The organism is Bacteroidota bacterium (assembly GCA_020161395.1).
GTDB lineage: Bacteria > Bacteroidota > Ignavibacteria > Ignavibacteriales > Ignavibacteriaceae > UTCHB3.
The window spans coordinates 65,718-90,299 of sequence record JAIUOE010000001.1 but is presented as its reverse complement, the minus strand read 5'-3'; the positions used below and the strand labels follow the sequence as shown (position 1 = coordinate 90,299).

Here is a 24,582-nt window from a genome sequence, read left to right as displayed (position 1 = left end):
CTTAAGTTCAGCGATTTGAGGATTAAGTCCCATGGCTTGCCTCTATCTTCAAATTGATAAAAAGTAACAAGAGCAAGCGGTAATATAAAAGAATATTAATCAAATCATGGTGAAACGAAATAATAAACTTTATTTCTTCAGGAAACGGGACTGATCAATGTAAAATCATCTTCCAAAAAAGTAAATGAGAATATCATCAGTTCGTTCGCGCCAGTTAGCCCACTGGTGGCCATCGTTCAAAATGGTAAATTTATGCTCAATTTTTGCTTCTGTCAGTTTTTTATCGAGTAACCTGTTGGATGAGAGAAATGACATATTATTAAATGTTCCGCTGAGCAGATCGAATTTTCCAACATCAAGCCAGAACCTCCATTTGGCAGTCTGCGGCTGTTTACCGGTAAGCGGTTCAACAGTCTCGAAGAAGAATGGTGTGAGAGTGGAAGACTGCCCGGCTGCGAGCAAAAATTTGTCGGGTCTTTTTAACGCAATCAGAAGCGAAATGTGCCCTCCTGCCGAGATTCCCGCGATTCCTCTTTTTTCGGGTAAAGCGGAGGTTTTGTATTTCTTATCGATAAAAGGCATCAAACTCTCACAGATAAAGGAGGTGTACTCATCTGTTTTGTTTAGATAAAAATCCTGATCACCTTCTCTGAACTCGATAAAAACAGCAATCATGGGAGCAATTTTCTCTTCTACTATCAGATTATCGAGAATGTTTTTGTAGGAGCAATATTGTAGAGCTTTTATTCCATCATTTATGTAGAGTGAAGGGAGGTCTTTGAGAGTATCATATCCTGCAGGCAGGTATATCTTTATTGTTCGTTTGTCTGCTGCAGTTTGCCCGTCTCCGAATTTCATGCTGTCCAGTCTGCCATGCTTCACATCAGGCCTGAAATTTCTGACAGTGTCGGGTTTAAAAAGTGGCATTGCACATTGGGAGTGCGAGCTGAAGCCACTGGGGGTAACAACCGGATTCCGGGGATCGGTTATTTCAAATCCATCAACAAGATAGAGGTAGTCAACGCGTGCATCAGCAGGAAGAGCGCAGATTTTATAGAAGAGAGTGGAATCTCCACATTTTACCGGTGTGAGAGTATCCTGTGAACTCCACGCGAGTTGAATATCACCCTTGATAATTACAGTGTCAGCTTTCCCGTACCAAAAGAAACATGCGAGAGCACTCTCTTCAATAACAGGGGAATGCGGATTCGCTGCCAGAAATTCTTTTACGGCTTCTCCCCGTTTTTCTTCAGGAATGGATTCCAGTCTTTGGGTGAATGCTAAAAAAGAGCTCTTTGCGAGTTGTTCTTTTGTCGGGGCAACTGAAGGGGGAACTGATGGTGGATCAGATGGCTCACTAATCTTTTCGGAACAACCGGTGAGGAAAGAAAAAACGGACAGGAAAAGAATCAAAAAAAATAAATAATTTCGATGTGTGGTTCTTTCCATGTTTCTATCCTCTTATTTTGCCGCCGGAAGTGTAAAATGGAAAACGGTTCCGACATTTTCTTCTGATTCTGCCCATATCTCCCCGTTATGTTTTTCTACAAATTCATGACAAAGCAGCAACCCTAATCCCGTGCTCGGTTCGCCGTTTGTGCCAGGGCGACTGACTTTGGTGTCGATTTTAAACATATTCTCAATGATATCCCCGGGCATCCCGATTCCGGTATCTTTTACGGAAACCCTGACAAACCCGTCCTCAAGACTGACGGCAAAGATTTCGACATTGCCTCCCTCAGGTGTGAATTTGATCGAGTTGGCGATAAGGTTTCTGATCACGAGACTCGTCATGTTTTTGTCGGCGGTCACTCTCAAATTGGCGTCAACTCCGTTTTTCAAGGTGATGCGTTTCAGATCTGCCTGATGGTGAAGAAGTCGAACCGCATCGTTAACCACATTTATTAATGGAAGCGGGACGGGTTCGAAACTGATTCTGCCACTCTTCATGCTTGCCCACTCAAGGAGATTTTCGAGGAGTTTAAAGGCACTTTTGGCTGAGTGTCCCAGATTGTTCAACAGCTTTCCGGTTTCTTCTTCTGTCAGTTCCTCATCCTCATCGTTCAGTATTTCGGTGGTTTGAATCAGTGTAGCAATCGGGCTCCTTAAATCGTGAGCAATTATAGAGAAAAATCTGTCTTTTTCGGCATTTGTTCTTTGGAGGTCTCTGTTGGCTTTTTGTAACTCCTCTTCGGCGGCTTTTTGCTTTGTCATGTCAATTACAAAGCCAACAATTCTCAGGGGGGCGCCGTTTTCATCTCTTTTTACGATGGCTCCAATATCATAGAACCATTTCCAGGCGCCCTGAGCAGTTTTTATCCTGTATCCGGTTTCATAAGTACGGGCTATTCCCTTGAAGTGGTTCCGCATCGATTCCATCGCATTCTCAATATCATCGGGATGCACCATATCGGTAAAATCTTGATAATGCTTGAATTTTTCCGGTGGATAACCAAGCATTTCGGCTTTTCGTTTGTGAAACTCGACTGCCCCCGTAACCACATCCATACTCCACCACGCCATGTCAACTGTATCGATTGCCAGCTCAAGTCTCAATCTGTCTTCGAGGAAGGATTCCTGTTCACTTTCAAATTTGCGGAGTTTGAATTCGAGTTCTTCAACTCTTTTGACAAGTTCTTCTTTTGACATTTCAGCGAAGTGGTGGTCCATTATTTTCTTCTGCTGTAGCCCGTTTCCCAGAAAAGCATTTCCTTGCCGTCTTTTTCGATGTGCATTTGGATTGAGAAGTGGTCGATGTCAGCGCTCTTCAGTACTGATCTGAATTTCACATCCTTTTTTGTGAGGGGATCGACGAAGGTGCCAAACATCTCAAGATACGGTTTGCTAAAGTCCATTTTGCCCGATGAAACAGAAAACCCAGTCCCCATGTTGTCGATCCAGAAACCCAGGAACTCCTGTTTAGCATTATCGAACCCAATAAGCTGGATGGCATTGAAGGGCATTCCCCAGGCGGTTCCTTCGTGGGTCATTTGAAAATATCTTCCGCCGAGGATCATTTCACCTTTTGAAGTCCCTTTGTCAACTGTGGGCTGGGCAGCGGGATCACCCCAGGTTTTCAGGGTGTAATCCCAGTTCCCGACACTTTCAGCAAGATGTTTGTGCATTGGTCCGGGTGTCAGGTAATCCATGTATGCTTTCATTTCGGCATCTGTTTGAGCGAAAGAAATGAAAGAGAGTACGACAGTAAGAAAAAGAATCGTTTTTTTCATTGTAAAATCCGTATTTGATGATGATAAATGTAAGTGTCAGTTTCTTTTTGAGGCATCACTCGAGTGAAGCTGTTCAAAAGAATTGCAAAAAACAAAAGAAACGGATGGATAAAATTAAGATTTTTTGAGATTATAAACATAAAATTAACAGTAGTCCAACTCTATTCCACCACCATGGTAATCTCATCTTTGGTAAAACTTACTCCGATCATTAGCAGTCGCTTACCGCAGGAGAGATATTTTTCATAATATTTCTTCTCTTTTATCTGTTTTAAACCATCTTCAGGGGGGAGATTGTATTTGAATTCGATGATGTAAATTTTATCAGAGAATTCAATAACACCGTCAATTCTGCCGGCATTGGTATTCACTTCCGATTCCATCTGAATCCGTGACATGTACATGACCATTATAAACAGCGAGTGATAAAACTTCTCTTGTGGCACATGGAGATGAGAAGGAATTTGCGCAAACAAAGATTTTAGAATGTTCAGAAATGTGACAAAATCTTCATTCGCCAACGAGTTTCTTAAAGTTGAAATATTTGCGGTTACTAAATCAGAATCCGAGGACGATACATCAGCGAACAAGTAACTGTAGAGTGAATCTTTCACTTCAAAATTAGGGAAATCGAGTTTGAATATTTCCCTGAAATTATCAAGATATGTTGATTTTACAGTAAGATAGCCTGTTTGAAACAAGATGTTCGTCAGCGAAGGGGAACCTGTGCCGATTGAATCGAACGAAGTTTCAATTGCCAAAGTATTTTGAAGTGAAGATACATCATAGTTATTTAAGGCAATGAGTTTAATCAGGAAATTTGGAGAACCGGAAGTGAACCAGAAATTTCTAAAGCTCGAATCAGTGAAAAAACTGAGAATGGAGAAGGGATTATAGAGGAAGTTTTTTCCGTCCCAACTGTAACCGTTGTACCACAATTTCAATTCACTCAGCAACAACTGTTTGTCCACATTGAATTTGGCAGCCGAAAATTCAATATGCTCCGCAAAACAGGATTCCAGTTCCTCCTGTGAATAACCAAAGAGAGAAGTGAATTTCGAGTCAAACGAAATATCAGATATCTGATTTAATCCTGAGAACAATGATAAATTGGCAAATTTGCTCACCCCGGTGAAGAACATGAAACGAATCTTGCTGTCCAATCCCTTTATTGGTGAGTAAATGTTTCTTAGTACATCCCGGTTTGCATCCGCTTTTTCAGGCTCTGTAAAATGATCGGTAATTGGTTTGTCATATTCATCAATTAAGATGACAACACGCTTGTTATACTTTTTATGAAGGGATTCGATGAGATCGGAAAGATACAAAGACCTGATTGAGGTCTCAATACTGACTTCATAATCATTTGCCAGTGCCAATATTCTTTCGGAAATGGAGTCTTGAAGTAAATTGGCGGTGGAATTGTCGGTAGTTGAAAAATCAATTCGAATGACGGGGAAGGAATCCCACTTTGGGTAATCGTAAACATCCAAACCCCTAAAAAGCTCTCTATTACCTCTAAAAAATTCTTCCAGAGTTGAAATAAAGAGAGATTTCCCAAATCTGCGAGGACGGGATATGAAGGCATATTTGGAACTGTCAACCAGTTTTGGTATATGTTTCGTTTTGTCGACATATATCATACCTCCCTCTATAATTTCAGAGAGATTCTGAATGCCTAACGGGAGATTCCGCATACAAATTCCTTTTATAATCTCTGCAAATATAAGAAAAGGAAGGGGGAAATTGTTAAGTGAAGGTAATAGCCAAATTTATCAAACTAATTAACGGGCAGACACTTTAGAGTATCTGCCCGAAAGGTAAAAAGGATTAGTGAGTGATCGCCTGAGCTGTTCCCCATTGGGTTACGGTTCCGTTACCTGTGTACTGGTAGAGATTCACGAAAGTAAGGGGTGAATCGTTGCCGCCTTCGGTAACAACCACGAATGTACTGTTTGGATAGTTGAGGGAGTGGTCGATCCATGTGCCGGAATTGGCATAAATCGTTTTTTGTCCTTTGAGGTTCTCAAAAGGCACAACCTTTGCCTTGTGTGTATGTCCAAAAATAACGATTCTTTTGGAGGGGTCTGCATCAAAATATTGAAGTTTTGCCTGAAAATCGGTAAGATCGTCATCGTTTGCACCGAGAATTGCATCTGCAGCGGAATTTTTAACTTTCACACCATTCATTTCCTGCCGTTTTTCCCATGAAGTAACGAGTCCGTCATAAACATTCACAGAGAATTTACCCGTTTTTGCGTTGAACTGAGGGATTACATCACTCATTGCATAAGTGTCATTCATCCCATCGATATTGGTGACGATTACTTTTTCAGTGAATTTTTCCTTGACTGGGAGCGTTTCAAGAATCCCTTTCCAGGTCATATAATAGTAATTCAGAAGCAACTGTTCGGGGTCATTTTTATCGACATTGTAGAGCGGAAACGAGTTCTCTGTTTTCGGTTTCCCCTCTACAATCGAGGAAGTTGCGATACGGGTAAAGAAGTATCCCGGAGGCATTATCGATGTGGTGTTCTTTGTGGTTTTTCTGATTGAAATTTGATCAGGGGCGCAGAAGAAATTATACTTGTGTCCATGCTCAATCACAATTGAGTTCTTGTCTCCAGTAACATACTCGCCAAGTCCCTGAACTGATCCACGGGCTTGATTGATACCTGGGAAAACCCGGGCGATATCTGAATCTTTCACAGTGAGATCATGGTTACCTGGTGCATAGGTAACTTTAATTTTTCCTTCTTTTATGATTGCAACAATAGCATCAACAAATGGTTTGTTGTTGGCAGCGATGGCATCCACAAAGGCAGCTTCATCTGCGGGAGTTTTGTAGTTCATCGGAATGAACCATTGATCCATAAGATCACCGCCGATAACCAGCTCCTTCACATCGGGAGAATTTCCAACTTTTGTTACAAGATCAACGAGATTAGGGAAGTTTTTGTTTATCTCGGCGAATTTGCTGTCCATTCCGAGGTGTATGTCGCTGATCACGACAATTTTATTTCTCTTCACTTCCTTCTTTGATCCGGAGAAAGCAGGTTCAACATTGGTTGCGAAATAGAGGGAGGAGCCTCCACCCATGGTAGCTCCCGATTTTGATTTCAGATTCCCGTTTACTTCAATTTTATACTCCACACCATCGGCAAATTTTTGTACCGGTTTGGTATTTATTGACAATATTGCCGGATTGTAGTAATCTGTCCGAAGATAACAGGGCACTTCTGATGCTGTCCCTTTTGCGTCTATCCGGAAAAGTTTTACACTCCCCTGAACTGTTGCCTTATCGAGAGCTTCGCTGAAAGTGAGCTGCACAACTTCCACCGAGTTGTTGACAGGTGGATTGGCGATGTTTTCCGACAGTTCCACATTTGATTTGACAATTGTCAGCGCATTTACAGGTTCCCCCGGCAGATTATTTGCGAAGATTGTTGTCAGCATGGCAGAAATAGCAATAAATGCTGTTAAATATTTGAATGAATTTTTCATGTTCGATCTCCGAAAGTTATTTCATATTTACTTGGTGATTGCCTGTGCCGTTTCCCATTGGGTTACAGTACCGTTGGCGGAATATTGATAATTGTTAACGATGCTGAGTGGTGAACCGGCACCTGCCTCGTTAACCACGGTGAATATCATCCCGGGATGTGCCAGTGAATGATCTATCCATGTGCCCGAATTCGCATAGATGGTCTTTTTACCGTTAAGATTTTTGAAGGTTAAAATCCGTGCTTCATGAGTGTGACCAAAAATTACAATTCTTATCGAGCCGTCTGTATCAAAATATTGAAATTTCGACTGATTGTCAGTGAGATGACTGTCGTTTGCAAGAATAATGGCGTCTTTTACGGGTGTTTTTACTTTGACTCCGTTCATGGTTTGTCTCTGATCCCAGGTTGCAAGCATATTGTCGAACAGCACCACTTCAAGCTTCCCGGTTGTTGGATTAACCTGTGGGAGGATGTCATTGACTGAATAATTGGCTGTAAATCCATCGATGTTCGTGGTCATTACCTTGTCTGAAAATTTCTGCTTGATTGGCAGGGTAACAAGAATCGATTTCCATGTCTGATAGTAAAGATAGAGCAACTCCTGCATCGGGTCGTTTTTATCATAGGTGATATCGGGCCAGACATTCGGTGATACAGGTTTCCCCTGGACTACCGAGGATGTGGCGATTCTCGTGAAGAAGTATCCCGGGGGGAGAATTGAAGTAGTGTTACCGGTTATGTTTCTGTTCGAAATTGGATCGGGAGCAACGAAGAGGTTGTATTTATGACCATGTTCGACGATAATTTCGTTTTGAAGTCCCGTTTTGTACTCGCCTATTCCTTGAACAGAACCGCGTGCCTGATTGATTCCGGGCAGAATTCTTTCCATATCTGCGGCAGTCACCAGAATGTCGTGGTTGCCCGGAGCGTAGGTCAGTTTGATCTGTCCTTCAGCAATTATTGCCTTAAAAGCATCCATTATTGCCTGATTGTTGGCTGCAATGGCGTCAACAAATGCTGCTTCGGATGTTGGTGGCTGATATTCCATGGGAACGAACCACTGATCGATCAAGTCCCCTGCGATAACAAGTTCCTTCACATTGGGTGAGTTTTTTATCTTTGTCAGGAAACTGACCAGAGCGGCACGGTTGGCGTTACACTCTGCGAAACTGTTATCCATTCCGAGATGAATGTCACTTATAACCACCACCTGGGTTCTAAGTGAATTCAGAGTCGGGTCGCCAAGGAATGTGAATGTGCGGTTTGTGGCGAAATAGCCGGTATAATTGGCACCGAGTGGAGTGCCGGTTTTGGTTTTCAGAGCACCATCTATTTCAATTTTATACTCCATTCCGTCGGGGAATTTTTGTACAGGCGCGGTTTTTATTCTTATAATCGCTTTGTTAAACTGATCGAGAGCCACATAAGCAGGGAGTTTTACGGGATTACCTGTGGAGTCCATTTTGTACACTTTAACAAAGGAAGTCAAGCCGGCAGTATCAAGTGCCTCGCTGAATGTCAATTCAATGGTTTCGACTGAATTATTTACAGGGGGGTCACCGGCATCTTTCGACAGGGCGATATTGGAACTTACGAGGGAAGGGTTAACTGCGGGACCGTTGGGCGAGTCCGATTTACATCCCGTCAATACTAAAGCGGGGAGAATTAACAATGAGAAATATAACTTGTATCCTGGTTTCATAACCATCTCCATACATTGCTTTTTTTTTGTGCCTTCTTATCAGCACCTGTATTGAGGCATAATTGCCTGTGAATTTTTTCCGGATGCTTCTCCGATCCCCGAAATGTATCGGGGGAAAAACATCCCTATTAAAGCAATTCTGTATTAAAGACAGGTTATAAATAAACCGCTCCCGCCTGCCACCGGAAATTTATTTCTCCGATGCGGATTCCCCTTGTTTACTCTTGTTTTGGCGTAACCAAAAGATTTAAGAGTCCATCAATCACAAATCACAATTAACGGAATTAGTAAAAAAATTATTAACAAGGGATAATATAAACAATTATTTTGAAAAAGGGTGTTATTTGGGGGAATTTACAGGGATGAACTGATTTCATTCTGAGGCATTCTGTCAATTATTAACCGATATTGTGAGCGGTTTTTAATTCCCTCGAATTCGAGGGAGTTAAGAATGCAGAATTCTTACCTGGCGGTCTATGGCTTTTGTTTCTCAGCTACCCTACCACCATGGTAATCTCTTCCCGGGTAAAACTGACGCCGATCAAAAACAGCCGTTTACCCGAGGTCAGGTATTTCTCATAATATTTTTTTTGTTTGATCTGATCGAGACCATCTTCCGGGGGGAGGTTGTATTTGAATTCGATAATGTAGATTTTATCTGAAAATTCTATTACTCCGTCGATTCTTCCAATGTTTGTGTTCACTTCTGATTCCATCTGTATACGGGACATATACATTACCATTATGAACAGGGAATGATAAAATTTTTCTTGAGGGATGTGGAGGTTTGAAGGAATTTGTGCAAAAAGTGATTTTAATATGTTCAAAAATGAGTCAAAATCCCCGGTTAAAAGGGAATTTCTTAGTGTTGAAATGTCGGCAGTTACAGAGTCAGAATCGGTTGAAGATACATCTGCAAAAAGATAGCTGAAAAGGGAGTCCTTCACCTCGAAATTTGGAAAATCGAGTCTGAAAACCTGCCGGAAATTATCGAGAAAACTCGATTTTATTGTCAGATAACCTGTTTGGAATAAGAGGTTTGTAAGGGAAACAGGACCTGTTCCGATGTTATCGAATGAAGTTTCTACAGCCAAAGTATTTTGAAATGATGAAATGTCATAGTTTTTGGCAGCAATAAGTCTTATCAGGAAATTTGGCGACCCTGAAGTAAACCAGAAATTTCTGAAGTTTGAATCAGAAAAGAAATTCAGTATGGAGAAAGGATTGTAGAGGAAGTTTTTTCCATCCCAACTGTAACCATTATACCACAATTTCATCTCCTGCAATAACATTTCAGGTTCAACATTAAATTTTTTCGCCGAACGGTTTATGTGATCTTCGAAGGATGCTTCAAGTTCATCTTGTGTGTATCCAAAAAGGGTTGTGAATTTGGAATCCAAGGTAATATCGGAAATCTGGTTTAACCCGGAGAATAAAGATAATTTGGCAAATTTACTTACCCCGGTAAAAAACATAAATCGAATTTTACTGTCCAAGCCCTTTAGTGGGGAGTACAGATTTCTCAGCACATCTCTGTTGGCGTCTGCTTTCTCGGAATCGGTAAAGTGATCTGTAATTGGCTTATCATACTCATCGATGAGAATAACTACCCGCTTATTGAATTTTTCAAAGAGTGATTCGATAAGGTCAGGCAATATCTCAGTTTCAATTGACGAACTGAGATCTATGTCATTCTCTTCGGCAATTGTTTTGAGTCGTTTTGAAATGGACCTTTGAAAAACTTTGGCGTTCAGGTTGGAAGTTTGCGAAAAATCAATCCGAATGACAGGGAAGCTGTCCCACTTCTCGTATTCATAAATATCCAGATCTTTGAAAAGTTCTCTATTCCCTCTGAAGAATTCTTCCAAAGTTGAAATAAAAAGAGATTTACCAAATCTTCGCGGACGGGATATGAAGACATAATTGAAGTTTTCAATCAGTTGGACAATAAAAGCCGTTTTATCAATATAAACAGACTCATCACCACGAAGTTTCGCAAAATTCTGAATGCCAAGAGGAAGATTTTTCATACAATTTCCAATAATGATATTCGCAAATATAAGAAAAGGGGGGGAATGGTTGAGGGAACGACTGCTTAAAATGAAAAAGCCCGGAATAAATCAGGGCTTTTAAGCGGGAGCGAATGTTTTTTAATTTTCAGTACTTAAGGTATAAATTTCGCAAGGCGTTCTGCTGTTCAGCAGTTATTCCCAATCCTTCAGAAAAATATTTTTCTATGCTTCCATATTTTTTGTTCAACTCGTCAAAAGCGGCATTGAGGTACTCTTCTTTTACACCAAAAATGGCTAAAGGAATGGATTTTGATCCGCCCTCATCAACAAATTTTTGGATTAAACTGTCGTACATCGGGAGAATATATTCATTGCTGCGAAGGTAATCCTGCATAACCACATCCCTTGGCACACCAAGAAGTGTCAGAAGAGCTGCTGCTGCCCACCCTGTCCGGTCCTTCCCGGTTGTACAATGGAAAAGCGCGGGCAACTGGTTTTTGTCTCCGAGCGAGAGGAACAGCTTCCTGTAGGCAGTTTTTGCACTTGGGAGGGAAATGCAATTGCGATAAGCCTGCTTGAAAAGTGCTTCAACTTTGCCGTTACCAAGCTCGATATTCGCCTGTTTGGGTTCAGTCAAAAGGGCTGTCAGATTTGCGGGTCCCGACGCCGGAACATCAGCCAGCACATCAAGCCAGATATTGTTTACACCGGCAGGCAGCTCATCGGGGCTGGTGTTTTTCTCTGCAGAAGTACGCAGGTCGAAAACATTCTTGAGATTCAGTTTCTCAATTTTAAGCATGTCACCGGCACTGATGTTATAGAACTGGTTGGCACGGTATACCAGCCCCCCGGTAACAGTGGCTCCGTTTGCGGTTTTGTAGCCACCCATGTCCCGCAGATTGGGGATGGAATTAATCCCCAGACTCTTGCCGGGCTCCGGTTTGTTGTCACTGAAGATAGAGCAGGAGCTAAAAATAATACTTGTCAGTAGGATAAATAAAACAAGCGTGAAATTTGTATAAAGTTTATTGGTGTGATTCATTGTGTGTATTCAGTCTGTTTGAAGAATAAAAAGGGAAGGCTTGAGTTGATGATTACCTTTAATTTAAATTAAAGAAAAGATAATTAAAATTGCCCTCAATGCAAGATACAAAAAATATTGATCATTAGAACAAAATAAACACCGAAGTTGCTTATGTCATTTCGGTTGTATAATTACATCTGATGCAAATCAGGTATTGCAGATTTGTTCTTCGAAGGTGCAGTCTGATTCGTTTTTTATATATTTGGGAAGTTGATCGGTTAGATATTTTCAGAACCCGGGAAAATTTTTGACACCCGGCTGAAATGAGAAAAAAGAGAGAGCGATTAAGTTTTAATAGTAAAAACGAAACAAAGAGAAATGAAAAAAGAAAATAATTATATAGAAATCAATCGGCAATCGTGGAACAACAGAGTTGCTGCACATCTAAAATCTGAATTTTACGACCTTGAGAATTTCATCAAAGGAAAAAATTCCCTGAACAGTTTTGAGCTCGATCTCCTTGGAGATTTAAAAGGGAAAATGATTTTACATCTGCAATGTCATTTTGGTCAGGACACAATTTCACTCTCCAGACTCGGCGCGGATGTTACAGGTGTGGACCTGTCGGACAAGGCAATTGAAAGCGCAAATCGAATTGCTTCTGATACAAACTCAAATGCAAACTTCATCTGCTGCGACATTTACGATTTACCAAATCATTTGGACAGGCAGTTTGATATTGTCTTTACGAGTTACGGAACAATCGGCTGGTTACCCGATCTGGATAAATGGGCTAAAATTGTTTCCAGGTACTTGAAAAATGACGGGAAATTTGTGTTTGTGGAGTTCCATCCTGTGGTTTGGATGTTCGATGACAATTTTGAAAAGATAGGCTATAATTATTTTAGGTCAGAGGCAATTATAGAAACTGAAAAAGGGACATACGCTGATAAAACCGCAGACATTGTCATCGAATCTGTGTCGTGGAATCACAGTTTAAGTGAAGTAATCACCAGCCTGATACAAAACGGACTTGAAATAAGCTCTTTTAAGGAATATGATTATTCTCCTTACAACTGTTTTAACAAGACAATCGAATTTGAACCCGGAAAATTTCGCATAGAGCATTTAGGCAACAAAATTCCGATGGTATATTCCATAGTTGCCATAAAGAAATAAAAACGATTGCAACGGAATCGAGCGGCAAAATGTTCGAAATCGTCGCGGTTGAGTCAAGCCTTTACCTTGAAGAAAGAATGACACTTTAAATCAAAAGGAGGGTGAAATGACCAGTGCCTGTCAGGAGGTGAGTTTTTTCCTGATGTACCCTGTGCCGCCGCTTTTGACAAGCAGAACGACGGTGCCCGTGGCGATAAGGAAGAGTGAGATGTACTGGGAAGGAGTAAATGGCTGAAAGCCGGGGAGAAGTGAGTCTTCACGGATGAACTCGACCATGAACCTGAATATACCGTAGCAGATCAGTATCGCGGAGAGCTGAAACCCCTCGAATGTGAACTTCTTTCTCGCCACGGTAACGAAAGCGAACAGGAGGAAGACAAAACCCGACTCGTATAGTTGAGTCGGATGGACCGCACAGCTACCACCCGGGAATGTTATCCCAAGAAATGAATCGGTCGGCAATCCGCCGCAGCAGCCGCTGAGAAAACACGCTATCCTCCCGAATCCAAGCCCAAGTGCCCCGCCACAGGTCATGGTATCAAGTGCGGTGAAAAGCGGGAAAGAGAAAAGTGCCCTGCCGGTGAAAAGAGCAGCATAGCCTCCGGCAACAGCGCCGTAAAACATCCACCCTGATTTCAGAAATGTGTGGAACGGGTCATGAAAGAACTCTGAAGTGCTGAAAAAGAGAGCTGAAGCAAGCTTTGCTCCAACGATCGCGAAACCTGCGACCATGAAGAAGAGCCTCCAGTATGTCTCTAAAGGAAAGGAAAGCCGTTTTGCCTCCAGGTAGCAGAACACCGCTAAGGCGACCGCTCCGATGGTGGCGAAAAGTGAGTAAGAGTTGACCGCGAAAACGCCAAACAGGTTTATTACAGGGTGCATTGTTTTATATCAGCCGGGCAGCGGTGGCTGCCCGGATAAAGTTAAAGAATTGTGGGCGTTATTTTCGGAACTGGAAAATAAGCCTTATAGTGGTACCGTTTCCTGCTTTGGCGGGTTTGGTAGCATAAAGATTTCCATTCAGGGCATCTTCGATAAATTCAAATTCAACCACTCTTGTTTCATCATATATGATCTTGTAAGACCAAAATGGTGTTGTTCCGGAAGGTGCCTTGTTCAGAACCTGATAGGTCTTGTTCAAGTCCCTGATATCATAGTTTGTTTCGAAATCGGGCACTGCCTGAATGTCCGCCGCGCTTGGCTTCCACTTGAATACCATATCTATCTTGTCATCACCCTTCAGTTCGAAATACTGATTGGCGGGATCGGTGAAAATAACTTGTGTCGCAGAGATTGTTCCACCGGAAGCATCTCTGTATTCAGCTAACAGTCTCATAAATGTATATTTCTTTAATGGCAATGGGGCAGTGCCGGTTACATTTACCTTTACTGAATCGTACGCCCAGGCACTTTCGCCCGATTTTCTCTTTACTTTCGATCTGACATATACCGTTTTCAATCCAGGTGTGTTAAATGTAAAATGAAAGTTACCAGTATAGGTCGGAAAGCCTGTTGGACTTGGGATGTTGGAGGGCTGCAAATACCTTCCAGCCCAGCCTGTTAGAGGTATGCCGGGGGAATTGTCCTTTACACAATATTCCAATACCGGCATTTCCGGAGTAATTGTTAGCGTAGTTTCTTCCCAGCCTATCGGGTTACAAACTGTCTCTTTATAGGTATCGGCTTCAGCCTTGTCATCAATTAAAAAGTAAAAGCCCCCCGGTTGCCCGACTGTCAGGGCTGTCGAAGTTAAAGGGTCTTTTCTGATCCCAGGACTGGTCACAGTAGTTGCCGTCACCCCTCCGGTGATAACAAAATACAAAAGTATCATCGAGACGCTCATAACGGCGTACCCGTATTTCTTAAAAATGTTTTTCATATTCATTCTCCTTCTTAAAATTTGAACATCAGACCGGCTGACAGGGAACCCGCCTTTGCCGCCGCGTATTCAATGTTAAAGTTGAGGAACAGAAGCCTCAGGTTCGCGCCAATCGTGAAACGCGACTTGTTCTCTCCCTCCACATCGAAAGCGACCGTTGCGGTCTCCACTCCGTTCGGTGTGTCAATCTTCTGCGATACATTCACAGAGAGTTTTGTGCTTTCAAGCATGAATCCCGCGTATGGTGTTACATCCATCCAGCCGAGAAGCCCAAATTTGTATGAGACATTCAAGCCGTAACTCGAAACTGAAAATTCAGAGGTTTTGTCAAGTTTAGCACTCTGAGCGAGAAAGCCAACCGTAATATCCACAGGCAACGGACCCGTGAACGACTCGAGGAAGTATCCCAGATTGTGTTCAAGCCCGAACCCGAAATAGCTGAATGTGCCGAGCGAATCGCCAACCTTCATCTCAGGCACCAGGCGGATTATCGCCCTTGTGCCGAAAAGGGTTCCGATCTTAAGTTGTGGAGCCCCGGTAGGTAACTTGCTCGCTCCGTAAAGCAATCCGGCAACGCCAAGGTCAACTTCCTTCGAGGGAAGCGTTACAGTTACGGGGAACGGACCGTTCACATTGACGACCTCGTCACCGTTCGAGCCGAAGAGAACTTTGATGTTATCATATTTGCCTCCCGTTATCGTGGCACCGTATATCCTGACGGGCAAGTCGCGAACGAGAAGCTGGTTGATTACATCGGCACGGACTGAGGCATCTGCAACACCGGAGGTAATCTGTAGAAGCTGCGATCTGTTGAAACGGAAGGTTCCGTCAACCGAAAAGCGGCTGTTTCCACCGGGATCCAGATTTGTGGACATGCCAATAACGCCGAACTCAACATCGAAGCCGAATTTCTTCTTTGCTGGAGCGGTGTTCATCCATCCGCTGTTGAGACCCACGCCCATATTGCTTACTATTGGGGTAATGTAGGCTTTGCCAGCGAGGCTGCCTATTTTGCTCAGATCGCTGTTAAGCCCCTGGGCATGTGAAACGCCGGCAAGAACCGCCAGCATAAGCACAAATATCCTGATCGTAGATTTGGACATCTGCTTATCCTTTCTTCATGTGATTAAAACTTCAAGATTAAAGTATTATTAAACAAAGATTAAAAGTTGCAACTTTTAAGAAAAGTCACTTCAAAAATCAAGTCCCGCGAAATACTGCAGGGCATGCAGTGGTGTATTCAAACAATGCAGCGAACCGGATGCAAATTTGTGCAAAAACAGATTTAATTGAAATAGGGACTTTCCCTCATTTTGATCAGTGGAGAATTTCCCAAAGTACCGCAGACCAGGGATTTCAGGTGAGTGGTTTTTTCGACAGAGCGTATTTAATCAGTGCGGAAGTGCCCGTAATGCCGAGTTTCTTACAGATGTTGCTTCTATGGTTATCGATAGTTTTTATGCTCACAAACAACCGGTCGGCTATCATTTTGCTCGAGTGACCTTCGCCAATCAGTGCCATTATTCTCTTTTCCGAGGGGGTGAGCATCTGTACCTGCCCTGAGATCAGATTATCTTCGCTTTTCCTGATGATTTCAGAGACGGTATCACTAAGATAAATGCCCCCGTCATAAACGATATTTATCGAGTCTATAATATCATCGATAGCGTTCTCCTTAAGCACATAGCCCTTCACACCAAGGTCGAGCACTTTCTTTATAATGGACTCCTCTTTGAACATCGTAAGGATGATTATCTTTACCGGGTCTCCTTCCGAATTCAGGATTTCCGCAAGCTGCAGCCCGTCAGGTTCCGGCATCTGGACATCGAGAATGGCAATATCGGGTTTGTATTTGTGGATCATGGTCAGAGCGGTCCTCCCGTCTGAAGCCTGTCCGAGAATTTCGATGTTTTTTTCCTCCTTCAGGATCGTTAGCAGTCCCTGAATGAAAACGGGATGGTCGTCAGCTATTACAACTCTTATCCTGGTCATCTAAGCCTCCACCGGAATATTGATGGTTATTTCGGTTCCCCCGCCGGGAGCCTCTGTAAACCTTATTGTGCCGTTCAGGAGGCTGATCCTGTGTGACATGCTTGTGAGACCAAAGCCTTTATTGTTTCCATTCCCGGGTGTGATCAGTCCGGTACCGTCATCGGAAATTACAAGTGAGCAGTTATTTCCATCGACCGATAACTGAACCGAGGCATTTGCCGCTTTTGAGTGTTTTACGATATTGTTTACTCCTTCCTGTATCACCCTGTAAATTGCAAGTTCCTTGTCCGGTGAAAAAATGCCGTTCACCGGGATTATGTCGTGACTGAATTTGATACTGGTTGATTGTGAGGCTCTCGACAGCAGCTCGATAACCGTCTCAGATAAACCAATGCGTTCAAGATGAAGTGGCTTCAGGTTCCCGGCGATATCCCTCACCATTGAGAGCATAGTATCGATCGAGGAATCGATCTCACTCAGGTATGGTGCCGCAAGTTTCCCGATTTTCTTTTCCCTCAAAGCGAGTTTTGCCTTTGTTTTTATGAAAAGCAGGTCCTGCCCGAAGCTGTCGTGCAGCTCCAGGGCGATCCGTTTCCGCTCCTCCTCCTGAGACTGTATAAGCTGTACCGTGAAAGCCCTTTGCGATGCAGCCTCAAGTTTCCGTTCCTCCTCCTCTTTGCGACCGGATATATCCTGAACTGTGCCGGTGACACTTATCAGTTCGCCGTTCTCATCAGTGAGGGTCGAATATTTGGAGTTTATCCATCTTATTCCTGCAGGGTGATTGATCCGGTACTCCCTCTCATGGTACTGCTCGCTGTTGCGCCCCTGGTAGAGGTATGTGCCCACCATTTCCCGGTCTTCGGGGACAATGCAGGAAAGGATCGTATCGCGGAAATTCTCCCTTAGCTTCAGGGGATCGACGCCGAAAATATCAGCGATCTGGTCAGAGTATGTGAACCTGTCTCCTTCCCGGATCCACTCCCAGTTTGCCAGCGCTGCGATCTCCTGGGCGTACTTAAGATTCCGCTCACTGCTGGAGAGTTCTGCATGGAGTATCTCGAGTTCGCTTTTCTGCATCGACACCTCTCTGTGCTGCTCATTCAGCTCAGTTAAAATTGTCTTCAATTTTTTTCGACTTATGAAAACTGCGGCAATCAATCCGGAAAAAGCCAGAAGCAGGAAAATCAGCAGGTAGTTCAGATATTTTTCATTGATGACAAGGTCGGAAAGCCGGCTGGTCTCGACCTGCAGATCCTTTATCCGGGACTCCTTAAGTTCATTCTGATATTTCGCCTGAAATTCGGAATAAAGGTCGTTGTATCTTTCGTTGTAAATGCTTTCTTCGAGGATCGCCTGTATATACTGAAACTTCGAAGCAAGGCGCCATTCCCCCATACCACGGTAAAGTTCAGCCAGATTCACAACAGTATTCTTAAGCAGCCCTTTGAGTCTGGATTCCATCGAAAGCTTTAGCGAGGTTTGATAGATCTCCAGTGCCTCATTAAATTTCTTCTCCAGAAATTTTGTCATCCCGCGGTTGTTCAGGATTATGATGAGCATCCAGTTGTCGCCGATCTTCTTCGCTATTGAGATCGCTTCCTCTTCCCTGTTATTTGCATACAGATATCGCGCCAGGAACTGATTTGCTGCGTAATCCCCGGGTTTCGAGGCTATCACCTTCTGCTGCAACCGCAGGGCTTCAGCGAAAAGGGTTTCTGCCATGGCGGTGCCGTCTTCGAGCACACCTTTGTAATACAAAGCCATTGCTCTTATCTCGATATCTTTACAGTTCTTGAGGACTTCGTAACCACGGTTGATATAATCCCTCTGCTTGTCTCTCAGGTCTCCAAAGTAATAAGCTCTGCCGATCTTCATAAGCAAAAGGGCTGTTTGAACGGAATCACCTCTCTTCCGGGAGATTTCCATCGCATCCGAGTAATATTTTAAAGCTCTTGATGAAAGTGTGGTGTGAAGATATATGTCGCCCAGAGTAGTCAGGATACGCTGCATTTCTTCCGGTTTCTTCCGGTTTCTTGCGGATTCAAGTTCAGAGGAATATTGTTTAACGAGTTGCGCATTCCTGACACCGGGAATCGAGAAGTAATTGTCAAACAGTGCTTTAAGTGTTTCTCTCTGCGTGAAAGGGTTCAGAACAAAAAGACTGTCTTCGAGCGAAAAGGCATAATATTTCGGGGTGCACAGCAAAAGGAGTGCACAGATAAAAAAGAAACGGGTGGAAGAGATTGTTTTCACGATTAAACGATTCATTTAACAGTGCAAATTAACTATTATATTTTTCTGATCATATAGGGGCTTTCACTTATTATTACTGCACCGGTCAGGAACAGAACTCCAGCCTGCGCCAGAGGGTATTGGACCTTAAAACAGATAATTTATTTTGTTTATAATATTGTCATATTATTATTTTAAAGGAATGATTTTTAATCTTTCATTTAATCGAGGTAAAAATGCGTACAAAAACGATTGTTTTGTTTTTTCTTGTCTTAACAGGAATGATTTTCCCGCAGCAGGGAAAGAGTGACCGGATCAGCCTTAATAAGATTCTTAAGCTTTTGGCTTTGCCGGCACCCGAAGTCGTGAGCCTTGCTTTAGAAAAAGAGGGCTATTTAAATATGGGTGCGGGAAAATATAAAAAAGGAATTGAACGATTTGAGATTTTCAGGAAATCAGAGTTTGATCCATTGTATTATTTTGAGGAGGTGCCCGGGAAAAAGAGGTTGGAACAGTTTAAGGCAGAAGCCTTGAATGAAGGATTCAAAATCGTGAATGAGACAGAATCTTCATGGGCAATGGAAGGATTTAAATATTCAATAAGGGCACATCCCAGAATGGGTATTCGGATAGATAAAATGAAGTAAACAGGTTTCCGAAGGTGGTATTGTTCGAGCAGTTCCGGTATTGGAATTGAACTGAAAGATCTGTTTATATTGTGAACTTTTTGATCTTTTTAATCACGAGCTTCATTGAGGTCGAGAATGCAAAAAAACTGTTTTACTTCTTTTGCTGATGATCTCCAGATGCAGGTTATCCGAGCATTCGTCTCAATTTCGTCTCAGAATCAAAAATGAAGAAATCCTTTAAAACAAAAAACCCTTGTAACTTATTTAATTACAAGGGTTTAATTTGCGGGACCGACGAGACTCGAACTCGCGACCTCCTGCGTGACAGGCAGGCGTTCTAACCAACTGAACTACAATCCCATTTCCTAAATCAGAATGATTTGGACTTCAAATATACAACGGGGAGAAATATTTTGCAAGTGTCTTCTTGAAATTTCTTTAAATATTTTAATTTTTTGTTTGAAAACACCCGAAAAGCATGATTTTACTCGTCTCCGGTACCGAAAATTTCTTCCATTAAGCCGATGAGGTCTTTCAGGTGGAAGGGTTTCGAGAGATAGTGGGTAAACCCTCTTGCCCGGAATTCTTCTTCATCAGAATGGGCAGCATACGCAGTTATTGCGACGAGGGGCTTGTCTTTATAATGGTCGGTGACTTTTATTCTCTCCATCAACTGGGCACCATCTATTCCATGACCGAGGTTTATGTCAATAAGCATTCCGTCGTAATCATCTGTTGCAAGTTTTTGAAATGCTGCTGCTGCATCAGGAACCATATCCAGGTGAAACCTGCCACCGAGGACTCTAAAAACCAGATTCTGACAGTAAATGTCATCTTCCACATAAAGAAGTTTTTTAGCCTTTTTACCGTTTTCCATCGCTATTCTCCGGATACAAGATATTGTTTCGAGCTCGCAACAATTACCTGGTATAAAAAGTTGAACAATACCAAAACGACCCGGGGATCTCCCGCCGTTTGGATTTGCAACTGTAAAAATAATGATAATCCGGAATATAAGTGGTGTTTTGTGTCATTTTTCTTGGAGAGGCATTGAAATGAATTTATAATCCTTAAAAATTGTTAATTTACATATCAAAACACCAAGGAATTAAATGAAAATTCTGCTGACCGGAGTGACCGGCTATATTGGAAAACGGCTTTTACCGCTCCTTCTTGAACAGGGGCATGAAATTGTCTGCTGTGTCCGTGACAAAAAACGGATTCCAACTGAAGGTATTTATTCGGACAGGAGATTGAGTTATTTTGAAGTGGATTTCCTCAAAGAGATATCCGTGACTCCGGCGTCGGCAGGTGTGGATGCAGCTTATTATTTGATTCATTCCATGACTTCAGACATCCGGAATTTTGAGAGACTTGAGGAGACATCTGCAAATAATTTCATGAAGCTGGCTACCGCGCTCGGTACCAAAAGGATAATCTATCTGGGTGGAATCACAAATTCTTCTGAACTTTCGAAGCATCTGGCTTCGCGAAAAAAGGTGGAAGAAGTCCTTGGCAGCACTTCAATTCCACTGACTTCAATCCGTGCAGGGATAATTGTGGGCTCCGGAAGTGCTTCATTTGAAATTATTCGTGACCTGGTGGAAAAGCTTCCTGTAATGGTTACACCGAAGTGGCTGAACACAAAAAACCAGCCAATCGCCATACGGAACATACTTGAATGTCTGACGGGAGTTTTGGACCATCCCGAAACCGGGAACAAATCATATGATGTCGGTGGTCCCGATATTCTGACCTATAAGCAGATGCTTCTGAAGTTCGCCGAAGTAAGGGGATTGAGGCGGTATATCTACACCGTTCCCGTGATGACTCCCCGGATCTCCTCCTACTGGCTCTATTTCGTAACCGCCACTTCCTATAAACTTGCCGTGAATCTTGTAAACAGCATGAAAATTGAAGTGATAGCGAGGGACAACGATCTTATCGAACTTTTGGGGATAAAACCGATAGAATATAAGGAGGCAGTCGAACTCGCTTTTCAGAAGATAGAGCAGAACAATGTACTGTCAAGCTGGAAAGATTCGCTCGTGTCAAGTTCTGAGGACAGTTCCCTCTTCGATCACATAAATGTGCCTGAAAACGGTGTGTTTAAAGACATCCGTGAAAAAGTGATTGAGAGTGACCCTGAGAGGGTTTTGCGGAATATCTGGTCGATAGGTGGAGAGAGAGGGTGGTATTACGCGGATTTCCTGTGGGGAATCAGAGGATTTCTCGATAAACTTGCCGGAGGTGTCGGCTTGCGGAGGGGAAGAACCAATCCCAACACAATTAATACAGGCGACACACTGGATTTTTGGCGGGTGCTGGCGGCAGATATCACCAAAAAGAGGCTCCTGCTGTATGCGGAGATGAAGCTACCGGGAGAGGCGTGGCTTGAGTTCAGGATTGTCAGAAGAGACGGGAAAGATATACTGATTCAGTCGGCAACTTACAGACCAAAAGGGATTTTTGGCAGATTATACTGGTATTCAGTCCTCCCTTTCCACTATTTCGTATTCGATGGAATGGCAAGAAACATAATCAGCTATTAGCTGTGATCTATGAACTATGAGCTGATCTGATTTAATTCTCCAGGAATATGGAATCGATCAGTTCACTGAGCTCTTTCAGGAAAAAAGGTTTTGACAGATAGTGAGTAAATCCTTTTTCCAAAAATTCAGCCCTGTCGGAGAAAGCAGCATAAGCTGTAATGGCAACGAACGGTTTGCCTTTGTTTTCTTCCATCGATTTAACTTTTTGCATAAGCTGCACGCCATCCAGGCCGTGTCTAAGATTGATATCTATCAGAAATCCGTGATAAACATTCGTTTTCAATCGTTGAAGAGCTTCCTCGGCATCGATCACAAAATCGAGATAATATTTATCGGAAAGTACCCTGGATACTATATTCTGGCAAAACTGATCATCCTCCACATAGAGCAGTTTTTTTTCCGAGTGGCGAATTTCTTTTTCCATTGGTGTTTCCTCTTCGATGATAAGTTCTTCATTGGATTTGTTAATAACTTCGTTGACAGGCAGAACAACCTTGAAAACTGTGCCGTTTCCGGGTTCACTTTCAAGTGAAATGGTGCCACCGAGCAGTTCGACATATTTTTTAGTGATTGAGAGTCCGAGACCGGTACCCTCGAAAGTTCTGCCCCTTCCTTCACTTGCCTGTCTGAACGGAGCCCAAATAATCTCCTGTTTGTCGTGCGGAATGCCGATTCCCGTATCAGTAATGGTAAAAGCCAAAAGATTTCTGTTCTTCGAGTTCACAAGATTAACCGACAATTCAACTTTACCCTCTTCTGTATATTTTACGGCATTGCTGACAAGATTGTTCAGAATGGAGCGGAGGATTCTCGGATCGGAAACGATGTAAATGCCCTTTTTTTGTTCGTTTACAATAAAATTGATTTTCTTTGAGTCTGCTGCCTCTTTATAAGTCAAATAAATTTCAGTAACGAAATCTGCCAGGTTTACCGTTTCGACAATACATTTTACTTCAGAGAACTCAGCCTGAGAGAGTGAGAGAATTTTATTGAGTGTATCAGTCAGCCTCTCCGCACTTTTCATGATGCTTGCAACCATCTGTTTTTCACCCGGCGCTTTTACACTTTCTGAGAGAAGCTGGGCATAACCCCAAATTCCCACAAAAGGTGTCCGAAGCTCGTGGCTCATGTTCGCGAAGAAATAAGACTTTATCATATTCATTTCTTCAGCTTTTTCTTTTGCAGCGGTGAGTTCAGCCAGGGTTCTTTCCTGGTCGGTAACATCCCTGCCAACGAGTAACAGATTTTTCAGCTTCCCGTTTTCCAGAATTGGAGAGGACCTCACTTCCACAGGAACCCTTGTGCCATTCTTTCTCAACAGCATAGTTCTGTAGGTAAGCACTCTGTTATCACCGGAAAACCGGAGGTTCTTCCTTTTTTCTATTTCAGGCAGGAGTTCAGGAGGGACGAGACGCGAGAGATGCATGCCGGTGAGTTCTTCCTTCGTGTACCCCGAGACCTGGATTCCGGCGCTGTTAATATAGACAATCTTCTGGTGCAGGTCATGGAGAACAACAAGGTCGGGCATGGTTTCGGTAAGGAGTCTGTATTTTTCTTCTGATTTCCGGAGTGTATCTTCCACTTCCTTCATATCGGAAACATCCTGGATGTTTGCGAGTACAAGATCAACCCCGCCGAGTGAGATCAGTTTGGCAGAGAGGAGAGAGGTAAACACCTCACCCGATTTTCGGACAAATCTTGTTTCACGGTCGGTGCAAAAGCCTTTTGCTTTAATTTCAGAAATAGTCTGCTCCCGATCAGCGGGACTCTCCCACAGTCCCATCTCCAAAGTTGATTTTCCTATGATCTCACCGGTGGAGAATCCGGAAAGTGAGCTAAAAGCTGAATTACATTCTGTAATGGTGTCAGTCGATCTTTCAATCAGAAGTACAGCAACCGGCGAAGATTGAAATATCTGCTGAAAGTGTTCGTTTGAGATTGCAATGTCGAAGTTGAGTCTTTGATTGATCAGCAGGACGAAACCAAAAGTCCAGAAAGAACCCGCAATTATCGTGTCGAACAGAGGTATCACATTTCCCGGCGAAGGCTGAAGAAAATCGTAATCGGGTGGTGCGGTTAACATCACCCAGCATCTGTAAAGAAGAATCATGGAATGAATAATAAAAGTGTAGGCAAGCACTCTTATTGTGGATCTGACCGGTATCAGATCGCTCTTCAGCATTTCATACGCAATAATCAGCGATATTGCAGAGACAATCAGGTTAATCAGCACACCACGGGCTGTTATGTCGTTTACAATGAAGAGCAGGGAGAGGAAAGGGATGATGAATAACAGAAAAATCACAGAGACGAGAGTTATGTTAATTTTCCTGTCGTGGAAGGCAACCACTCCATTGTAAATAAAAATAACTCCAAGAATGATGGAGGAATTTTGCAATATCACAACAACTTCAAAAAGCCCGGGTATGTTTCGCAGCAGGACAAAGCCGAAACCAATCACTTCCATGATATTCCAGAGCAACCACCAGCCAATTCCTTTATACTGCCTGTTTACTCTGTAAAGAGTATAGAGTACAGCAAACTGAATCAAGTGGAGAACCCCTGTCACGACGACAAGAGTTCGCATATCTAATTGCATTTAAAAATTTCGTTCAGAATTAGTTGCTCTGAAAAGTCAGAAA

At 42.8% G+C, this 24,582-nt stretch carries 18 protein-coding genes and 1 tRNA gene; 3 read left to right on the top strand and 16 right to left on the bottom strand.

Annotation, left to right across the window (positions count from 1 at the left end):
- Positions 1-165: 165 nt before the first annotated feature.
- From LCH52_00370 to LCH52_00335, 8 genes are all read right to left on the bottom strand, one after another.
- Positions 166-1,449: a hypothetical protein gene (locus LCH52_00370; protein MCA0386924.1), complete on the bottom strand. Its 1,284-nt coding sequence runs from the start codon at positions 1,447-1,449 to the stop codon at positions 166-168.
- A 12-nt stretch (positions 1,450-1,461) separates the two neighbouring features.
- Positions 1,462-2,670 carry a PAS domain-containing sensor histidine kinase gene (locus LCH52_00365; GenBank protein MCA0386923.1) on the bottom strand — a complete coding sequence of 403 codons (1,209 nt, stop codon included), beginning with the start codon at positions 2,668-2,670 and terminating at the stop codon, positions 1,462-1,464.
- The gene (locus LCH52_00360) at positions 2,670-3,230 is read right to left on the bottom strand and encodes a DUF1579 domain-containing protein (protein MCA0386922.1); all 561 of its coding nucleotides are present in this window, start codon (positions 3,228-3,230) and stop codon (positions 2,670-2,672) included. The genes LCH52_00365 and LCH52_00360 overlap by 1 nt, the downstream gene beginning before the upstream one ends.
- 161 nt (positions 3,231-3,391) lie before the next feature.
- Positions 3,392-4,927, bottom strand: coding sequence for an ATP-binding protein (locus tag LCH52_00355; protein ID MCA0386921.1), 1,536 nt, complete (start codon positions 4,925-4,927; stop codon positions 3,392-3,394).
- Between the two features lie 133 nt (positions 4,928-5,060).
- Positions 5,061-6,734 carry a metallophosphoesterase gene (locus LCH52_00350; GenBank protein MCA0386920.1) on the bottom strand — a complete coding sequence of 558 codons (1,674 nt, stop codon included), beginning with the start codon at positions 6,732-6,734 and terminating at the stop codon, positions 5,061-5,063.
- Positions 6,735-6,761: 27 nt separating this feature from the next.
- On the bottom strand, positions 6,762-8,438 hold the full coding sequence (locus LCH52_00345; GenBank protein MCA0386919.1) for a metallophosphoesterase: 1,677 nt from the start codon (positions 8,436-8,438) through the stop codon (positions 6,762-6,764).
- 494 nt (positions 8,439-8,932) lie between these two features.
- Positions 8,933-10,468: an ATP-binding protein gene (locus LCH52_00340; GenBank protein ID MCA0386918.1), complete on the bottom strand. Its 1,536-nt coding sequence runs from the start codon at positions 10,466-10,468 to the stop codon at positions 8,933-8,935.
- 127 nt (positions 10,469-10,595) lie between these two features.
- Positions 10,596-11,492 (bottom strand): tyrosine-protein phosphatase, encoded by an 897-nt coding sequence (locus tag LCH52_00335; protein MCA0386917.1) that lies wholly within the window; start codon positions 11,490-11,492, stop codon positions 10,596-10,598.
- A gap of 360 nt (positions 11,493-11,852) precedes the next feature.
- On the opposite strand from LCH52_00335, the gene LCH52_00330 reads away from it, so the two are divergent.
- A complete protein-coding gene (locus tag LCH52_00330) occupies positions 11,853-12,653 on the top strand; it encodes a class I SAM-dependent methyltransferase (protein MCA0386916.1) in 801 nt (266 codons plus the stop codon).
- A 120-nt stretch (positions 12,654-12,773) separates the two neighbouring features.
- Here the strand turns inward: LCH52_00330 and LCH52_00325 are convergent, their stop codons facing one another.
- The 5 genes from LCH52_00325 to LCH52_00305 all read right to left on the bottom strand — a co-directional run bounded on the left by LCH52_00325 (position 12,774) and on the right by LCH52_00305 (position 18,795).
- Positions 12,774-13,535, bottom strand: a complete 762-nt coding sequence (locus LCH52_00325) for a prolipoprotein diacylglyceryl transferase (protein MCA0386915.1) — start codon at positions 13,533-13,535, stop codon at positions 12,774-12,776.
- A 58-nt stretch (positions 13,536-13,593) separates the two neighbouring features.
- Entirely contained in the window at positions 13,594-14,532 is a 939-nt protein-coding gene (locus LCH52_00320; protein ID MCA0386914.1) for a hypothetical protein, read from the bottom strand.
- A 14-nt stretch (positions 14,533-14,546) separates the two neighbouring features.
- Complete coding sequence (locus LCH52_00315; GenBank protein ID MCA0386913.1) at positions 14,547-15,635, bottom strand: hypothetical protein; 1,089 nt, start codon at positions 15,633-15,635, stop codon at positions 14,547-14,549.
- Between the two features lie 253 nt (positions 15,636-15,888).
- Positions 15,889-16,524 carry a response regulator transcription factor gene (locus LCH52_00310; protein MCA0386912.1) on the bottom strand — a complete coding sequence of 212 codons (636 nt, stop codon included), beginning with the start codon at positions 16,522-16,524 and terminating at the stop codon, positions 15,889-15,891.
- On the bottom strand, positions 16,525-18,795 hold the full coding sequence (locus tag LCH52_00305; protein MCA0386911.1) for a histidine kinase: 2,271 nt from the start codon (positions 18,793-18,795) through the stop codon (positions 16,525-16,527). It abuts the gene before it with no gap.
- Between the two features lie 200 nt (positions 18,796-18,995).
- On the opposite strand from LCH52_00305, the gene LCH52_00300 reads away from it, so the two are divergent.
- Positions 18,996-19,406, top strand: a complete 411-nt coding sequence (locus LCH52_00300; protein MCA0386910.1) for a hypothetical protein — start codon at positions 18,996-18,998, stop codon at positions 19,404-19,406.
- A gap of 268 nt (positions 19,407-19,674) precedes the next feature.
- Here LCH52_00300 and LCH52_00295 read toward each other — a convergent pair.
- Both LCH52_00295 and LCH52_00290 read right to left on the bottom strand, forming a co-directional pair.
- A tRNA-Asp gene (locus LCH52_00295) sits at positions 19,675-19,748 on the bottom strand.
- 124 nt (positions 19,749-19,872) lie between these two features.
- Entirely contained in the window at positions 19,873-20,265 is a 393-nt protein-coding gene (locus LCH52_00290) for a response regulator (protein ID MCA0386909.1), read from the bottom strand.
- A 235-nt stretch (positions 20,266-20,500) separates the two neighbouring features.
- Between LCH52_00290 and LCH52_00285 the strand changes: the two genes are divergently transcribed.
- Positions 20,501-21,940, top strand: coding sequence for an SDR family oxidoreductase (locus LCH52_00285; GenBank protein ID MCA0386908.1), 1,440 nt, complete (start codon positions 20,501-20,503; stop codon positions 21,938-21,940).
- A gap of 31 nt (positions 21,941-21,971) precedes the next feature.
- On the opposite strand, the gene LCH52_00280 is transcribed toward LCH52_00285, so the two are convergent.
- A complete protein-coding gene (locus tag LCH52_00280; protein MCA0386907.1) occupies positions 21,972-24,527 on the bottom strand; it encodes a PAS domain S-box protein in 2,556 nt (851 codons plus the stop codon).
- Positions 24,528-24,582 lie beyond the last annotated feature (55 nt).

What these genes read in the sequence shown, in the direction of transcription:
- LCH52_00370 (MCA0386924.1), bottom strand. Translation starts at nt 1,449, where the DNA reads ATGGAAAGAACCACACATCGAAATTATTTATTTTTTTTGATTCTTTTC.
- LCH52_00365 (MCA0386923.1), bottom strand. Translation starts at nt 2,670, where the DNA reads ATGGACCACCACTTCGCTGAAATGTCAAAAGAAGAACTTGTCAAAAGA.
- LCH52_00335 (MCA0386917.1), bottom strand. Translation starts at nt 11,492, where the DNA reads ATGAATCACACCAATAAACTTTATACAAATTTCACGCTTGTTTTATTT.
- LCH52_00290 (MCA0386909.1), bottom strand. Translation starts at nt 20,265, where the DNA reads ATGGAAAACGGTAAAAAGGCTAAAAAACTTCTTTATGTGGAAGATGAC.
- LCH52_00345 (MCA0386919.1), bottom strand. Translation starts at nt 8,438, where the DNA reads ATGAAACCAGGATACAAGTTATATTTCTCATTGTTAATTCTCCCCGCT.
- LCH52_00280 (MCA0386907.1), bottom strand. Translation starts at nt 24,527, where the DNA reads ATGCGAACTCTTGTCGTCGTGACAGGGGTTCTCCACTTGATTCAGTTT.
- LCH52_00350 (MCA0386920.1), bottom strand. Translation starts at nt 6,734, where the DNA reads ATGAAAAATTCATTCAAATATTTAACAGCATTTATTGCTATTTCTGCC.
- LCH52_00340 (MCA0386918.1), bottom strand. Translation starts at nt 10,468, where the DNA reads ATGAAAAATCTTCCTCTTGGCATTCAGAATTTTGCGAAACTTCGTGGT.
- LCH52_00305 (MCA0386911.1), bottom strand. Translation starts at nt 18,795, where the DNA reads ATGAATCGTTTAATCGTGAAAACAATCTCTTCCACCCGTTTCTTTTTT.
- LCH52_00330 (MCA0386916.1), top strand. Translation starts at nt 11,853, where the DNA reads ATGAAAAAAGAAAATAATTATATAGAAATCAATCGGCAATCGTGGAAC.
- LCH52_00320 (MCA0386914.1), bottom strand. Translation starts at nt 14,532, where the DNA reads ATGAAAAACATTTTTAAGAAATACGGGTACGCCGTTATGAGCGTCTCG.
- LCH52_00285 (MCA0386908.1), top strand. Translation starts at nt 20,501, where the DNA reads ATGAAAATTCTGCTGACCGGAGTGACCGGCTATATTGGAAAACGGCTT.
- LCH52_00315 (MCA0386913.1), bottom strand. Translation starts at nt 15,635, where the DNA reads ATGTCCAAATCTACGATCAGGATATTTGTGCTTATGCTGGCGGTTCTT.
- LCH52_00310 (MCA0386912.1), bottom strand. Translation starts at nt 16,524, where the DNA reads ATGACCAGGATAAGAGTTGTAATAGCTGACGACCATCCCGTTTTCATT.
- LCH52_00360 (MCA0386922.1), bottom strand. Translation starts at nt 3,230, where the DNA reads ATGAAAAAAACGATTCTTTTTCTTACTGTCGTACTCTCTTTCATTTCT.
- LCH52_00325 (MCA0386915.1), bottom strand. Translation starts at nt 13,535, where the DNA reads ATGCACCCTGTAATAAACCTGTTTGGCGTTTTCGCGGTCAACTCTTAC.
- LCH52_00355 (MCA0386921.1), bottom strand. Translation starts at nt 4,927, where the DNA reads ATGCGGAATCTCCCGTTAGGCATTCAGAATCTCTCTGAAATTATAGAG.
- LCH52_00300 (MCA0386910.1), top strand. Translation starts at nt 18,996, where the DNA reads ATGCGTACAAAAACGATTGTTTTGTTTTTTCTTGTCTTAACAGGAATG.